We start from the raw sequence: 14,265 nt of genomic DNA, 5'->3' as shown, positions 1-14,265 counted from the left end.
TTTGGTTTTGTGAACTTGGCCAACCTAAAATTTGGCTTTTTATTTAAGTGAAATATCCGCTTCTGATCTTTTGCATACTAACCAAATTTTCACTTATGGTATTTTTTGGCTGTTTTGACCCCTTTTTAAAACAAGCATAACAACCGAGGCAAAAAGTGGCGTTGTGCATAACGAATACTTAAGAATGTCTTGAACATCTCATAAACACTTATTAGGCTTTTCGTGTCGACATTTGCAGTGTCAAATGAAAATTAAAACTCAAAATTAAACAGACATGAAAACAAGAAATGCAATTTTAGCTACGCTTTTTACAGTAATAAGCTTAGCAGTAAATGCCACTGATGGAGAAAAAGGAAGCAACACAGCAGCTCCAAAGGTAGAGGTTAGTACAGAGGAGAGCAACGTATACCGTGTATTGTTCATGGGTAAAGGTGATGCTAAAACCATCATCAATATTTGGAATGCTGAGAACAGATTGGTGTTTACCGAAACTATTAAGAAAGTTAATGCTTTTGTAAGGCCATATAATTTCAGCCAAATGCCTGATGGTGTGTATACCCTAGAAGTAATTGAAGGAAATACAATAAGCAAAAAAATGATCTATCATGGTTCTGTTGCTCCAAGCAATGATGTGCCAGTGGATTTGAATATCGTGAAAGTAGCTCCCTTGACAGGAAAGGAAGATGTATATAAACTTACAATTATCCAATCTGGTGAAACTAAAGCTAACATCAGGATTTTGAATGCAGACGAGAAAGTTGTGTATAGCTCAGCGGAGTCATTTGAAAGAGCTTTTTGCAAGCTTTACAACTTTAAAAGAATGGCTAAAAAAGCCACAATTGAAGTAGAAATTGACGGTGAAGTAAAAAAGTATGAGCTATAAGTATAGCCTCATACTTTTTCTTACACATTAACATGGCAATTGGCTGTATTTAACAAATACAGCCTTATTTTTTTATAAGCTAGTGTAATGTAAATTTTTGTAGTCTAGTACCTTATTTAGAACATTAAGGCAGCATCTATTAATTCACAATTACTGTTTGCAGGCTTGCCATCCGGCAGCCATAAAGTATCTTCAAAGCCTATTCTGCTACTTAGCCCCATTGCTCTTGCATAGGCCAGTATCTTCCAGGCATTTTCGTTTTGTCCGTGAAGAAGAAGGGGGATTGTTATCTCATTTTTTTGAAGCAGAGCTATTATGGATTGTGTACTCTTGATAGCGACGGCGGTGTCACTTTCCATAGGTTCTATTAAAATCCTTATAAAACCAGTGGTTGGTATCTTTAGAAATTTTTGCGCACTTTTTATGCTCCAGAGTCCAGCTTCAATACCTATTCCTTTTTGCCACAATATAGATATTACATCTGTCGCTGCTGACTCATGAATGTTCACTGATGCAAAGTCAGGCAATACGTACCAGTTTTTGATCATGTCCAGAGTTTTTGGACCACTAATCCATTCGCCAGTGCTGATGCCAACGGGTACCTGAACAGCTGATCTAATGCTTAAAAGCGTTTCTGCTACCCTTTCGGGGTCAAGGGTTTCATTATTGCCTGAATCCATCGGATGTAGATGAATGGACCCTGCACCTGCCTTTACGGCATCAACAGCATCTTTAGTCAACTCATGTATGGAAACGGGTATATTTTTGTTATCTCTTTTATTCCGACCTCCATTTAATGCTGCCTGTAAATGTAGCGACATCAGATAAGGCTTAGGATTTCTTCGTGTAGATCCAGGATCTGAGGAATAAGCATTTTCTTCTCATCGTTGAAAACATTATAATCGGATCGCTGTTGCCTATCCACTTCAGCCATTTGTTTTTCAATGATTGATTTTATCTCCTTTTCGTTCCGAAAAGGGTCTCTCCGCAGTACACGCCGGATCCGCAGGTCCTCAGGGGCGGATACATTAATAACTTTGTAGAGGCGTTTGTAAGAACCTGCCTCGAAAATCAGCGCTGCCTCTTTTATTAGGTACGGCTGTTGACAATTGCTTGTCACCCACAGGTCATAATCCTGGCCAACTGCAGGGTGTACGATAGCGTTAAGAATTTTCAACTGGGCCGGATCATTAAATACTTTACCAGCCATATAATCCCTGTTCAATCCTTCGGCTGTATAGGCTTCAGTCCCAAACCTATTGGTTATCTTCCTCCGTACTTTTTTGCTATTATTTGTTATCCATTTTGCCCTGTTGTCGGAGTTGTATACAGGTACACCCAGTAGGGAAAAGATCTTGCATACCAGGCTTTTACCAGATCCGATACCTCCGGTGACCCCTATTTCGAGAGGTTTATTCTTCATTGAAGCGGACTTTTACTCTTGTGGTGTCCAGTGATACTTCCTGAATGTAGCCGGGATATTTAACAAGCTTGGGTGCGATAGTCGAGTCAGTCTTATTGATGTCATTGTAATCAACCACTGCCTCGAAATCTTCAGATGTTACCTCTTCCCTTTTTGACTGGCTCACCAGAAATCCGATGTTGATAGTATTCTTTTCAATATATGCTTTCCCATTTTCCGGAAAGTTTACTGTTTTAAGAGGGGTACTCTCTGAGGTTTGAATAAATTCCTCAACACCAAAAACGATGTTTAATGTCGGAGGGTTTCTTTTAATTAGATTATTATTTGGAGTATTGACGGGGACATCTTCCTTGAAATTCTCATCAATGTCTTTTTGTGGAATACTTACGAGCAGCGTGTCAGGCATTTGAGTCAATATACCATCAGGACCTTCAAGAGTTACGGAGTCGGGTGTGTACCTTATGGAGTTAACAACTCGATAGCCTGAGGCCAGAGAAATTGCTGTGCTATCAATTTTTACTGGAAAAGTCCGGGTTGTTTTTCTGTCGATGTTAATATGGAGGGTATCCGTAAGTACATAATTAAGCTCCACCTCGCTGATTTGATCAGATATGAGTGCGGGTAAAGCTCCTCCGGTTATTTTTTTAAGTTCTGAGGGAGACTCCAGAACTATGCGTAAAGGGGTAACTTTGATGCCAAGGCTGTTTCTAAACAAGTTCCAGCCTAAACCACTGACATTAACCTGAATATTTTCCGGAAGCTCCTCAATGGCAATATACTTTTCCTTATCGTAGACAAATTGTAAAGGATATTTTAATGTAGTGGAGTAGTTCTCATTGAGTGCATTCAAAAACCAGAATGTAGTTGCCGCAAATACACAAAGAATGATGACCCGAAGACGATTAGTCTTATCGGGTCTTAAAGATTTCAATATGTCATTTAGTTTGCTCAACTTTTCTTTTCACCTTTCACTGGGGCAGGTTTGCTGGCATCCAGAGATATAGAGCTCTTCTGAAAAGTCATTTTCACTCCTTTATCTACCTCAAGTACTACGGTAGTTTCATCGGTGCTCATTACTTTGCCATGGATTCCGCCAACGGTAACGACCTGATCGCCTCTTTTGATCTCTTCAATAAACTTTTTCTGCTCCTTCTGCTTTTTCTGCTGGGGCCGGATCATGAAAAAGTAGAAAACGAGGGCTACTCCCCCAAAAAGTATCAGTGATTGAATACCTCCACCACCACCATCTGCCTGCAATAATATAGTTTTGATCATAATCGTATTGAATCGTTAAAATTTCTGCTAAAATACGCTAATAAAAAAAACATCCCAACTCCTTTGCAGGAGCTGGGATGAAAAGTTTAAGTTCTTACTATATTGTTGCTTATTTTTTTACAGGACCATCTGCAGGAGTTTCTCCGCCGGCAGCTGGTGTTACCTCTGCTTTAATTCTTAGCCTGGTTTGTTTAGGCCATGTGTTAGCAGTGATGGTTACTGTTTTGTTTTGAACGTTTGGCTTACCCTTGCTATTGAATTCAGCAACGATTTCACCCGTTCCACCCACCGGGATTGGCTCTTTAGGCCATGTAGGTACTGTACAGCCGCATGAACCCTGAGCATTTTGAATGATCAACGGAGCCTCACCAGTGTTGGTAAATTTGAAAGTGTGCTTTACAACATCTCCTTCATTTATAGTACCGAAATCATGAAAGTCTTCTTCAAACGAGAATGTAGGAAGAGGGCCTTCTGGTTTCTCTTCTGGTTTGGTTTCAGGAGTAGCTGTAGGGTTTTTGTTACCTTCAACTTCTGCAAGCCTGTTTTCCAATTCAGCAATTCTTTTCTCAGCCTCTTTATTGTTTCCACAAGCTGCGAAAACCATTGCGAAAACAGCCACTAATAATGATAACTTGATTCCTTTGTTCATAATTAATTAAGTAATTTAAAATTGAGCTGCGCTCTTTTTATTATAACAATTGGTAAAACAAAAATTTATAAAAAACGTTCGCTTATTTTTTTTCGTTTTTCTCTCCACTTTTAATATGTGAGATCAACTGATCTACATCTTCCAGCAATCTTTCTGCCTTTTCTTTAGCGTCGCTTACTACACGTTGCCCATGGCTTTTAGCCTCACTTAGATTTGAGTTTTTTTCTGACATTAGATCTTCTACCAACTCCTCAAGCATTTGCTTGTATTTATCTAACCGATAGGTCAGTTTATCGCGGGTATTTGATCCTTTATCAGGGGCGTATAAAACACCAAGTGCCGCACCAGCAGCTGCACCTAATAAAAAAGCAAAAAAAGAATTTCCTGATTTACTGCTCATAATTAATGCATTTTATTTGTTGTCGATTAATCCACGTCCACTTTTTCTGATAGCACCTGAGTCTATGAGTTCGGAGGCTATCACATCAAGTACACCATTTATAAAGGTTTTACTCTTCGGAGTGCTGTACCTTTTTGCGACCTCAATATATTCATTAATTGTCACTTTTACAGGGATGCTGGGGAAATTAATCATTTCACAAATTGCCATTTCCAGTATGATTTTATCCGTAGTGGCAATACGATCAATGTCCCAGTTTTTTGTTTTTTTGGCAATTAAATCCTCGTATTCTGCTTCTACTTTTACAGTATCTTCAAACAGCCTTATAAAGAACGCCTTGTCATCTTCCCAGTTGTAGGACAACTCCTGCAATTCGAAATCATCACTCAACTCTTCGGTGATTGATTTTATGGTTTTTGTAGTCAGGCTTTTTACTATAGGCCTGTCTTCATTCCAGTTAAGGTCTTTCTCTTCCATAAACTTGTCAATCAGGTCATCCTTAAACAGAATATTTTTAACTATATGATTGACAATGTCTTTGTCTTGTTCAAATGAAGGGCTAACCAGCTTTCCGTAGCTGATATAAGCTTCATCTGTTTTGATTAGTTCCTTAAACCATTGGCGAATTTCACCCTCGTAATTGTCCCAACCTATATTTCGCCTCAAGCTAATATTTTCCAGCGACTTGTTAAATTTTAATGCCTTTATTAACAAATTTTTAACAAAGTTGCTGTGATCTTGCTTCGGATCGCTCTCGGCCAGATTACTTAACTCAATAAGCAAGTTTAAAATAGATATATAGCGATCGAGCACCTTCTCAGCCTCGATCACCATATTCTTTTTAAAGAATTTGAAATCTTTGTCTATTTGCCGGTAGTAATCGCGAATAGCTTCATTTACTACATCGTTGACCTTCTCAACAGATCCATTTGAGCTTATAAAACTTTGAGATTTATAATTCTCTTCAAATATCTGTAGAGCTTCTTGTTTTTGCTTGTTTAGTAATTCTTTGTCCTGCACCTCCATGGAGTTGAGGTCGGGAGCAAAGCTTTCTTTGATAAATTCCTGCGCCAGACCATAATTTGCTCCCTTGCTTTGCTGGAAAGCGAAAATGGTCTGCATCCCTTTAATTCTTAATGTTCGTCTATTAAGCATTTACAATAATTGAAAGAACTGACTTTCTAAAAAATTAAAAAATTAGGCTGCTTCAAAAGCCCGGTTATCTGACTTCCGAAACAGCCTTGCAAAATTAGTTAAATATTTATTTATCGCGGTAATTTAACCCTACCTATATCTGCAATTCGTTGTTCTGCCAATTGTATAGCGGCTTCCTGGGTTGAAATGCCTTTGTCCTGTGCTACATTTAAAATGTTAAGACAGGTATCATATATTTTTTCCGCAGTGTTATAAGCCCTGTCTCTGTTGTAAGCACCAAGATGTTCTTCATACACATTGATGAGACCACCGGCGTTAATCAAAAAGTCAGGAGCATAAGTTATGCCTTTGTCAATAAGCATATGCCCGTGCTTTTGCTCATCTTCTAATTGATTGTTGGCAGCACCAGCCACTATCTGGCACTTCAACCTGTTGATGGTATTATCATTCAGAGTAGCTCCAAGTGCACATGGAGAATAAATGTCCATGTCGATATCATAGATCTCGTCCATACCAACCACTTTGGCACCATAGGTTGACGATACCTGCTTGAGTTTTTCCTGGCTGATATCTGTGATGTATACCTCAGCATTTTCTTTTGTCAGGTGCTCTACCAGATACATACCTACCTGGCCAACACCCTGGACACCAATTTTTTTACCTGTGAGACTATCATTGCCAAATACTTTTTTGGCAGTAGCCTTCATGCCGAGATAAGTGCCATAAGCGGTAACAGGAGATGGGTCTCCTCCGCCACCCATACTTTCGGGCAGGCCTGTTACATGAGATGTTTCCATACCGATGTACTCCATGTCGCGAGTCTTCATATTAACATCTTCTGCCGTAATGTATTTACCATTCAGGCTCTCTACAAACTTACCGAACCTTCTAAGAAAAGCTTCGGTTTTCATGGTGGCAGCATCACCGATAATAACGGCCTTTCCACCGCCCAGGTTGAGACCTGTTATAGCCGCTTTGTAGGTCATTCCTCTTGACAATCGGAGTACATCAGTAAGCGCTTCTTTTTCCGAAGCGTAGTTCCACATTCTTGTCCCTCCAAGAGCAGGCCCAAGTACTGTGTTATGTATTCCTATGATTGCCTTCAGACCGGTAGCCTGATCATGGCAGAAAACTACCTGCTCATGATTGAGTTTAGCGAGCCCGCCAAAGACAGAACCTTCACCTACTCGTTCCACTTCATTTATTTCCATCATAATAATGTTAAATAATTAGTTTATTGTAGTTTTGAACCTTGATAAAAGAGGAATGCTCTAGAAAAAAGGTCGGCCAAAATTAAGGTTTTTTTGTTATTTTTTCAATTCCGGCAACGTTTGCGAAAAACCTGAAAGGTCTCTGCCCGTTTTAGAGATAAACCCATATAAAATTTGGTTTATGGCTTTAAATGAAGCATTTTATCTTGACCAGGACTCTCGCTGAATGAAGGAATTAAGCTATCTCAATAAATACCTCTGGAAATATAAATATCACTTGGTTCTCGGACTGGTATTTATTATTATTTCCAACATCTTTCAGATTATTCCGGCACCAATGGTACGGTACGCTATGAATCTCGTGAGTGAGAATATCAGTGTGTATCGCTCCTTTGAAGGTGTTGATCTTCAGAATGATATTTATGACATTTTTGCCGGAAGTATTTTAATCTATGCCATATTGATCCTCGTTATGGCACTGCTTCGTGGAGTATTTCTTTTTATGGTGCGACAAACTATAATAGTTATGTCCAGGTTAATTGAGTTTGACCTGAAAAATGAAATATATGCGCATTACCAGTCATTGCCGCTGAGTTTTTACCGGAGGAACAATACAGGGGACCTGATGAACAGGATTTCTGAAGATGTGAGCAGGGTCCGTATGTACCTGGGGCCGTCAATAATGTATGGTTTGAGTATGGTTACCCTTTTTGCCATGCTTATACCTTATATGCTCTCCATCAACGTAACATTAACCTTGTACGCACTTATTCCTTTGCCTATTTTATCTGTGAGCATATACTATGTAAATAATATAATAAACAAAAGGTCAGAAGAGATTCAGATAAGCCAGTCGGCCTTGTCTACGTTTGTACAGGAGGCTTTCTCCGGAATACGTGTATTAAAATCATTTACACGGGAAAATGACTCCATAAGGAAGTTTACCGATGAAAGTAATAAATACAAAGACCGCTCTCTCGAACTTACAAAGGTGCAAAGTCTTTTTTTTCCCTTTGATCCTCGGACTTATTGGTTTAAGTACTATATTGACCGTATACGCAGGAAGTGCTGAGGTTATCAAAGGGACATTGACTTTTGGTAACATTGCCGAATTTATCATTTATGTAAACCTTCTGACCTGGCCTGTAACCTCCTTGGGATGGATAAGCAGTATAATACAGCGTGCTGCAGCGTCGCAAAAAAGACTTAATGAATTTTTAAAAGTTGAGAACGACATTATCAGCACTGAAGAACTGGTGGAAGAGCTTCAGGGTGAGATTGAATTTGACCATGTGGATTTAGTATACCCGGACTCTGGTATTCAGGCGTTAAAGGATGTCTCCTTTAGTGTAAAGCCGGGTCAGTCTTTGGCTATTATCGGGACTACAGGCTCCGGTAAAAGCACCATAGCTAACCTGATCTCCAGAATGTACGATGTCTCTAGTGGTCAGATCCGGATAGACGGGCGTGAAATTGACAAGTATAACCTCATTAGTTTGAGAAGCCAAATCGGATATGTTCCTCAGGATGTATTTCTTTTCAGTGACACGATTTATAATAATATAGCTTTTGGGGCTACAGACGCCACTGAAGAGAGGATAATTGATGCGGCCCGGGAGGCAGATGTTTACGATAATATCATAGAATTCCCCGGCGGATTTAATACCCGTGTGGGAGAACGCGGAATAACACTGAGCGGGGGACAAAAGCAACGCGTATCAATAGCCAGGGCTATATGCAGGGATCCCAAAATATTAATGTTGGATGACGCTTTGTCTGCCGTGGATACCAAAACGGAAAATACTATTCTAAATAGCATGAAGCGAATCATGAAAGGGAGAACCTCTCTGATTATTTCTCATCGTGTGTCCTCTGCCAAGCTGGCGGATAAAATAATTGTGCTGGACGATGGTTATGTGATGGAAGAGGGAACCCATGACGAACTCATGAGAAAGAATGGAATCTATAAAGAGCTATTTGAAAAACAGACACTCACCGAGGAAACCCTGGAAGGTTAGACTTTTATACAAACCTGAACACCGCGAGATGGTATGAGGTCAGCGAGTTATCAACGCTTAATTTAATTTTTCAAAGGGAAACATACTTTGAGTTCACGCTCAGAGATGTAGGTTTCCCATGTTAGTGAGTCCAATGTAACTCCTTTTTCTTTGGCAAACTCTAAAGCTCCAGCCTTAACATCTTCAGGTGTAGGCATCACAAAGTTATGCGATCTGATGGTGGTGTATATTATTTGTTGACGAGGAACACGTTTAACTTCAACTTTTTCAAACAGGGTATCAGGTTTATGAGGCATGCCAGCACCTATGAATTGCTTAATAACCTTGCCCTTCTCTTCTGAAGGATAGTTTATAATTACAAGTGTCGCCTGACTGCTTCTCCCGGCTCTTGCTTTGGCGTCGAAAAAGAGCCTTTCAGCCGCTGGGTCGTTATACCTCCCCTTAAAGTATTCTCCTGTTACATAGAATTCAGGGTGAGAAACCATCCTGAACTCCAACGGTTGATTTCCCCCGAGTTTATAATAAAAAATAAATGCTACGATTGAAATCAATACCATCAATCCGATTAGAGCCCTTTTTAGCATGTTTATAGCGAATTAAAGGCGTATCTAACGCCTACAGCGGCAAAGAAACGAAATCTGAGTGGTTTATCCACAATTTCTCCGAGAAGGCTTACCTCACTAAATCCAACTATAGGATAGTCTTTTAATTCGTATTCTATCCCAAGTATACCTTCAGGGCCCAGGTCGACATTGCTTTTTTCGTCAGAAGCAAACATGGTGCTTTCGCTAAAATAAGTATACTCTACTTTAGAAAACCGGAAGTGCCCTCCAATACCCCAGTACCAGTCCAGGCGACCTTCGACATTAGCAGGGAAAGAGCTGTGTAACAGGTACCTGCCTTGCAAGGCAAGGGTATACTTTACATCATGATCAGAGTATCGTAGTCCGTCGTACCTGTCAAGAGCATTGAAAGTATCCTTATAATATGATGAATGACGATTCCTGGACGTAGTACCCAGGGCGAATTCAACAGCAGTGTTGCCAGGGAGGTAAGCTTTGTACGATATGCCAACCGGATCACCTATGCGTAGGCCAAGCCCCTGATTAAACTTCTGGGCATAGGTAAATTGAAAAACTAAAAACAAGCCAACTATAAAGCAAGATGCTTTATAGATCATTTTCATATTTGTGATAAGGTTATATTCAAAGAAGTTTAAAATACGTAGCGGATGCCAACGCCCCCTTGAAACCTTATCCAACCCGGATCTTCCAGAATATCTGAAAACATTTCTATTTCCAGAAAAGCAGAAACAGGCAGTTCGAAATAAGCATATTCAAGTCCAAGGGCTCCTGTTGGACCCATTGTAAATCTATTAACGTCAAACTTGCCTATTTCATTTTCATTACTATTAATTTCTAGAAAGTATTCATACTCTATATCGACCTGTCTTAGTTGCCAGCCAGCTCCAATATACCATTGAAGGCCGTTCAATACTTTTGAGGCATCATGATGATACAGCAACTTCCCTTCAGTTACCCACTCTGATTTAACCTTATGCCCCAAATAGCTTATGGATGCACTACCAAGTATCGAATCTGATATAGAATAATTAACAAAATTATCGCGATGGTATTTATTGTACAATCCACTGGCTGCTGACCCGAAGTCAATAGCTATTGCGAAGTTTTTTGTGGCATAAAACTTATAAGTTACAGCAAACGGATCTCCCAACTTTACACCAATACCATGATACGGGTATTTGCTATGTTCGAAAATCGGGCATACCACTTTGGCTTTTGCTTTGGAAACCCTGACCGATTTGTATCGGCCTTTGTAAAACGAATTGCTTTTATGCCGTTTTTGAGCAAAGCTTTGATCCGCAATAAAGATGCAAAACAGCAAGGGGATGATATACCTGAAAAGTGCAAAGGACATTAACTGCAAATATAGACTAATTAAATATTAACCTGAAATGATTATATAAACTCAGCGCATAGCGAAAAGCACCTTATGCTGATAAATGCTCTGCAGAGAGTTGCAAATCAACTATTTAAATAAAAAATGCATGCAAAGATGCATATGTCCCTGCAAAATAGTTAAATAATTTCTTTGTACTGCATTTTATGAAGTTGAGTGTAGTAACCATTTTGAGAAAGTAGTTCTTCATGATTTCCAACCTCCTTGATTTCACCTTTATCCAGCACAATGATTTTATCCGCTTTTTGAATGGTGGAAAGCCTGTGGGCAATTACAATAGAGGTTCTGCCCTTCATCATTTTATCTATGGCTTGTTGTATCAATTCCTCTGTCTCAGTGTCAACCGAAGAGGTGGCTTCATCCAGTACGAGGATTTTAGGGTCGTATACCATAGCTCTTACAAAAGAAATGAGTTGCCTCTGACCGACAGAAAGTGTAGAGCCTCTTTCCATTACATTATAATCGAGCCTGCCGGGAAGGCGTTCAATGAATCTTCGGGCACCAACAAGATCGGCAGCATGCAGTACTTGTTCTTCACTTATATTTTCGTTGCCTAAGGTTATATTCTTGAGTATAGTGTCGCTAAACAGGAAAACGTCCTGAAGTACAACACCTATTTTTGATCTCAATGCCCCCAGTTCATAACTGCTTATGCTTTCCCCATCAACTTTTATTGTCCCACGATTAATGTCGTAAAAGCGGTTAAGAAGATTTATGATTGATGATTTTCCTGCCCCGGTTGCGCCTACCAGTGCAAGCGTTTCACCGGGTTTAACGCTAAAAGAAATATTCTTTAATACATAGTCATTTTCATTGTAGGCAAACCAAACCTTATCAAACTCTACAGCGCCTTCAATATGATCAGGCGCATGGCTTCCATTGTTAGGGATGTGCTCATCATTGTCCAGAAGTTTTAAAATTCGCGATGAACTTACAATTCCTAACTGCAGCGTATTGAACCTGTCAGCAATCATCCGGATAGGACGGAAGAACATTTGAATGTACATGATGAATGCAATGAGTTTACCCATGGTGATGCCAGTCACCGCCTCATGAAGTACACCTTTGGCACCGTACCATACCAGGAGACCAATGCCGGCAGCACTAATAATTTCTGCTACGGGAAAATATACCGAATAGTATAATACCGATTTAAGGTTAGCTTTCTTATGTTCCCGGTTGATCTCTTTAAATTTTTCATACTCCCTGTGCTCACTTCCGAAGATTTGTACAATGCTCATACCGGTAATATGTTCCTGTACGAAAGAATTCAGATTGGAGACGGCATTTCTCACATCATTGAAGGCAACTTTAATTTTCTCTTTGAAGATATAGGTGCTCAGCAATAAAATAGGTAGTGTAGACAAACTTATCAGTGCTAGTCGCCAGTCGCTGTAGAACATTACAGCCAGTATGAAAAGAAGCTGGAGCAGGTCTCCCATCATTGCTGCCAGGCCCTGGCTAAACACATCTGCGAGTGTTTCTACATCGGAAATAGTTCTTGTTACAAGACGACCAATCGGAGTGTTATCAAAAAACTTAAGCCTTAAATTGACCAGATGCCTGTATAGCTGTATACGAATATCACGGATTACATATTGGCCTAACCAACCCGACAGGTATGTATGCAGGTACTGCACGATAGCCTGCACGATAAGAAGGCCTATTAATATGGCAATCATCATGACCATACCGCTATAGTCACCAAAGGCAACAAAGCTATCCAATGTAATCTGAATAAGGAGAGGTCTGGCAGGGGCCAATATGCCCAGAGCTACCGTAAGAAATATAAGAAAGTAGAATTTGCCTTTATATGGGCTTACGAACTTCATAAGCCTTTTCAGGACCTGCATGTCTACAATATTGCCGCTGTTAACTTTTTCTTTTTCCAAAATACTAGTCAGGGAAAATCTCCCGGGGATATTTTACTGCTGTCAAAAATAAACCTGCTGCCGGAGCTGAAGCCCCTGCTTTTTTTCGGTCTTTACTTTCTATGATCTTTTTAAAAGCTTCTCTTTGAAGCTTTCCTTTTCCAATATTTAACAATGTGCCCACAATAGCTCTTACCATGCCTCGCAGAAATCGATTTGCCGTGATACGGAATATTAGCAGGTCTCCCTCCTCAATCCATTGAGCCTCCGTGATCTCACATACAAAGTTATTAACATCCGTTTTAACTTTGCTAAAAGATTCGAAATCCTGCGCCCCGATTAATAACGAGGCTGCTTGATTCATAGTTGTGATATCCAGAGATTTTGGATAGAAATAGCTCATATTTTGAAGAAACGGGTTCTTTCGTTGGGTTATCCTGTACTCGTAACTTCTCGAAAGGGCCGAAAATCTCGCGTGTGCATCTTCACAAACCAGCCGGATAGAATTGATACTGATGTCTGGAGGCAGAAAGCTGTTGAGCTTATACTGTAGATTTTCCACTTGTGTATCTTTCGGCAGATCGGCGTGGAAATACTGCTGTGAACAGTGTACACCAGTATCAGTACGGCCGCTACCCATAATGGGTACCTCAGTTCTTAATATTACAGTGAACGCTTCCTCTATTAATTGTTGTACTGTGGTAGCATTTTGTTGTATTTGCCAGCCGTGATAATTGGTGCCATTGTAGGCAACCTCAAAAAAATACCTCATGATACTTTATTCATCAGGTCCTGAAACAGGTCAAAATACTGACCAACATGATAGCCATCCATCAGGGCATGGTTAACGTGGATAGAGACAGGCATTAACTTCATTCCTTCACTTTCATACACTTTACCAAAACTGATTTTTGGAATGGAGTCGGACATGGCGTAATGCCTTGCATGAGATACAGAGGTGAATTTAATCCATGGCAGAGCTGAGAAATGGATCACATTTTCATTACTCGTGGCTGGTACGAGAGTTGTCTCTTTACTTACACGTTCCATTTCCTTTATGGCCGTAGCGTAGAAATCACTAAAAACAGGTTTGTATTCCATATATGAAAAGCCAAACGTGCCGTTAGGGCGCGGTACAGTGGGAGAAGCATTGACTGTTTCATATCGGGCAACTCTGTTGCCCTCTATTCGGTACTTAAATGCTTCTATTTCATTTGCCGCTACCAGTGCTTTATGCAAATAATATAGAAAGAAAGAAACACCATTTCTTTTCGCTTCAGCGTAAGCCGCAGAGCAGTCAATTTCCACTGTAACCCCAAAAAAGGGTTCATCAAAACCCTTGAAAAAGGAAAAGTGATCCTTTCGTTCCCATTTATCTATGTCCAGGTAAGTCTTCAATG

Annotated in this window: 15 protein-coding genes and 1 pseudogene; 2 read left to right on the top strand and 14 right to left on the bottom strand. The window is 40.0% G+C overall.

The window, feature by feature from the left end:
• Window positions 1-274: 274 nt before the first annotated feature.
• Window positions 275-883: a T9SS type A sorting domain-containing protein gene (locus tag LVD17_RS08445; RefSeq protein WP_233766090.1), complete on the top strand. Its 609-nt coding sequence runs from the start codon at window positions 275-277 to the stop codon at window positions 881-883.
• Between the two features lie 116 nt (window positions 884-999).
• Here LVD17_RS08445 and LVD17_RS08440 read toward each other — a convergent pair whose 3' ends face one another.
• The 8 genes from LVD17_RS08440 to LVD17_RS08405 form a co-directional block, all read right to left on the bottom strand.
• A complete protein-coding gene (locus tag LVD17_RS08440; protein WP_233766088.1) occupies window positions 1,000-1,704 on the bottom strand; it encodes a 3-keto-5-aminohexanoate cleavage protein in 705 nt (234 codons plus the stop codon).
• Window positions 1,704-2,306 carry a dephospho-CoA kinase gene (gene coaE, locus LVD17_RS08435; RefSeq protein ID WP_233766087.1) on the bottom strand — a complete coding sequence of 201 codons (603 nt, stop codon included), beginning with the start codon at window positions 2,304-2,306 and terminating at the stop codon, window positions 1,704-1,706. The genes LVD17_RS08440 and coaE overlap by 1 nt, the downstream gene beginning before the upstream one ends.
• Window positions 2,296-3,237 carry a YbbR-like domain-containing protein gene (locus LVD17_RS08430; RefSeq protein ID WP_233766086.1) on the bottom strand — a complete coding sequence of 314 codons (942 nt, stop codon included), beginning with the start codon at window positions 3,235-3,237 and terminating at the stop codon, window positions 2,296-2,298. The genes coaE and LVD17_RS08430 overlap by 11 nt, the downstream gene beginning before the upstream one ends.
• Window positions 3,238-3,254: 17 nt before the next feature.
• Window positions 3,255-3,581: a preprotein translocase subunit YajC gene (gene yajC, locus LVD17_RS08425; protein ID WP_233766084.1), complete on the bottom strand. Its 327-nt coding sequence runs from the start codon at window positions 3,579-3,581 to the stop codon at window positions 3,255-3,257.
• Between the two features lie 109 nt (window positions 3,582-3,690).
• Entirely contained in the window at window positions 3,691-4,230 is a 540-nt protein-coding gene (locus LVD17_RS08420) for a DUF1573 domain-containing protein (protein ID WP_233766082.1), read from the bottom strand.
• A gap of 82 nt (window positions 4,231-4,312) precedes the next feature.
• Window positions 4,313-4,630, bottom strand: coding sequence for a YtxH domain-containing protein (locus LVD17_RS08415; RefSeq protein ID WP_233766080.1), 318 nt, complete (start codon window positions 4,628-4,630; stop codon window positions 4,313-4,315).
• 12 nt (window positions 4,631-4,642) lie between these two features.
• Window positions 4,643-5,752, bottom strand: coding sequence for a transcription antitermination factor NusB (gene nusB / locus LVD17_RS08410; RefSeq protein WP_233766079.1), 1,110 nt, complete (start codon window positions 5,750-5,752; stop codon window positions 4,643-4,645).
• Between the two features lie 143 nt (window positions 5,753-5,895).
• Entirely contained in the window at window positions 5,896-6,999 is a 1,104-nt protein-coding gene (locus tag LVD17_RS08405; protein WP_233766077.1) for a Glu/Leu/Phe/Val dehydrogenase dimerization domain-containing protein, read from the bottom strand.
• Window positions 7,000-7,222: 223 nt separating this feature from the next.
• On the opposite strand from LVD17_RS08405, the pseudogene LVD17_RS08400 reads away from it, so the two are divergent.
• Window positions 7,223-9,014, top strand: a pseudogene (locus LVD17_RS08400) (ABC transporter ATP-binding protein).
• 62 nt (window positions 9,015-9,076) lie between these two features.
• Here LVD17_RS08400 and LVD17_RS08395 read toward each other — a convergent pair.
• From LVD17_RS08395 to LVD17_RS08370, 6 genes are all read right to left on the bottom strand, one after another.
• A complete protein-coding gene (locus LVD17_RS08395) occupies window positions 9,077-9,598 on the bottom strand; it encodes a hypothetical protein (protein WP_233766075.1) in 522 nt (173 codons plus the stop codon).
• Between the two features lie 2 nt (window positions 9,599-9,600).
• Window positions 9,601-10,200: a hypothetical protein gene (locus LVD17_RS08390; protein ID WP_233766073.1), complete on the bottom strand. Its 600-nt coding sequence runs from the start codon at window positions 10,198-10,200 to the stop codon at window positions 9,601-9,603.
• Between the two features lie 29 nt (window positions 10,201-10,229).
• Window positions 10,230-10,952: a hypothetical protein gene (locus tag LVD17_RS08385; protein WP_233766071.1), complete on the bottom strand. Its 723-nt coding sequence runs from the start codon at window positions 10,950-10,952 to the stop codon at window positions 10,230-10,232.
• Window positions 10,953-11,113: 161 nt separating this feature from the next.
• Complete coding sequence (locus tag LVD17_RS08380; RefSeq protein ID WP_233767942.1) at window positions 11,114-12,847, bottom strand: ABC transporter ATP-binding protein; 1,734 nt, start codon at window positions 12,845-12,847, stop codon at window positions 11,114-11,116.
• Window positions 12,848-12,890: 43 nt separating this feature from the next.
• Window positions 12,891-13,637 (bottom strand): tRNA pseudouridine(38-40) synthase TruA, encoded by a 747-nt coding sequence (gene truA, locus LVD17_RS08375; protein WP_233766069.1) that lies wholly within the window; start codon window positions 13,635-13,637, stop codon window positions 12,891-12,893.
• A complete protein-coding gene (locus LVD17_RS08370; protein ID WP_233766067.1) occupies window positions 13,634-14,263 on the bottom strand; it encodes a chloramphenicol acetyltransferase in 630 nt (209 codons plus the stop codon). The genes truA and LVD17_RS08370 overlap by 4 nt, the downstream gene beginning before the upstream one ends.
• Between the last annotated feature and the right edge of the window lie 2 nt (window positions 14,264-14,265).

The organism is Fulvivirga ulvae, assembly GCF_021389975.1.
Lineage (GTDB): Bacteria > Bacteroidota > Bacteroidia > Cytophagales > Cyclobacteriaceae > Fulvivirga > Fulvivirga ulvae.
The sequence above is the reverse complement of the archived record's forward strand: the minus strand, read 5'-3'. Positions and strand labels throughout refer to the sequence as shown.

Coding starts and splice junctions, on each gene's coding strand:
- LVD17_RS08395 (WP_233766075.1), bottom strand. CDS start 9,598: ATGCTAAAAAGGGCTCTAATCGGATTGATGGTATTGATTTCAATCGTA.
- nusB (WP_233766079.1), bottom strand. CDS start 5,752: ATGCAGACCATTTTCGCTTTCCAGCAAAGCAAGGGAGCAAATTATGGT.
- LVD17_RS08445 (WP_233766090.1), top strand. CDS start 275: ATGAAAACAAGAAATGCAATTTTAGCTACGCTTTTTACAGTAATAAGC.
- yajC (WP_233766084.1), bottom strand. CDS start 3,581: ATGATCAAAACTATATTATTGCAGGCAGATGGTGGTGGTGGAGGTATT.
- LVD17_RS08420 (WP_233766082.1), bottom strand. CDS start 4,230: ATGAACAAAGGAATCAAGTTATCATTATTAGTGGCTGTTTTCGCAATG.
- truA (WP_233766069.1), bottom strand. CDS start 13,637: ATGAGGTATTTTTTTGAGGTTGCCTACAATGGCACCAATTATCACGGC.
- LVD17_RS08415 (WP_233766080.1), bottom strand. CDS start 4,630: ATGAGCAGTAAATCAGGAAATTCTTTTTTTGCTTTTTTATTAGGTGCA.
- LVD17_RS08380 (WP_233767942.1), bottom strand. CDS start 12,847: ATGCAGGTCCTGAAAAGGCTTATGAAGTTCGTAAGCCCATATAAAGGC.
- coaE (WP_233766087.1), bottom strand. CDS start 2,306: ATGAAGAATAAACCTCTCGAAATAGGGGTCACCGGAGGTATCGGATCT.
- LVD17_RS08390 (WP_233766073.1), bottom strand. CDS start 10,200: ATGAAAATGATCTATAAAGCATCTTGCTTTATAGTTGGCTTGTTTTTA.
- LVD17_RS08385 (WP_233766071.1), bottom strand. CDS start 10,952: ATGTCCTTTGCACTTTTCAGGTATATCATCCCCTTGCTGTTTTGCATC.
- LVD17_RS08405 (WP_233766077.1), bottom strand. CDS start 6,999: ATGATGGAAATAAATGAAGTGGAACGAGTAGGTGAAGGTTCTGTCTTT.
- LVD17_RS08440 (WP_233766088.1), bottom strand. CDS start 1,704: ATGTCGCTACATTTACAGGCAGCATTAAATGGAGGTCGGAATAAAAGA.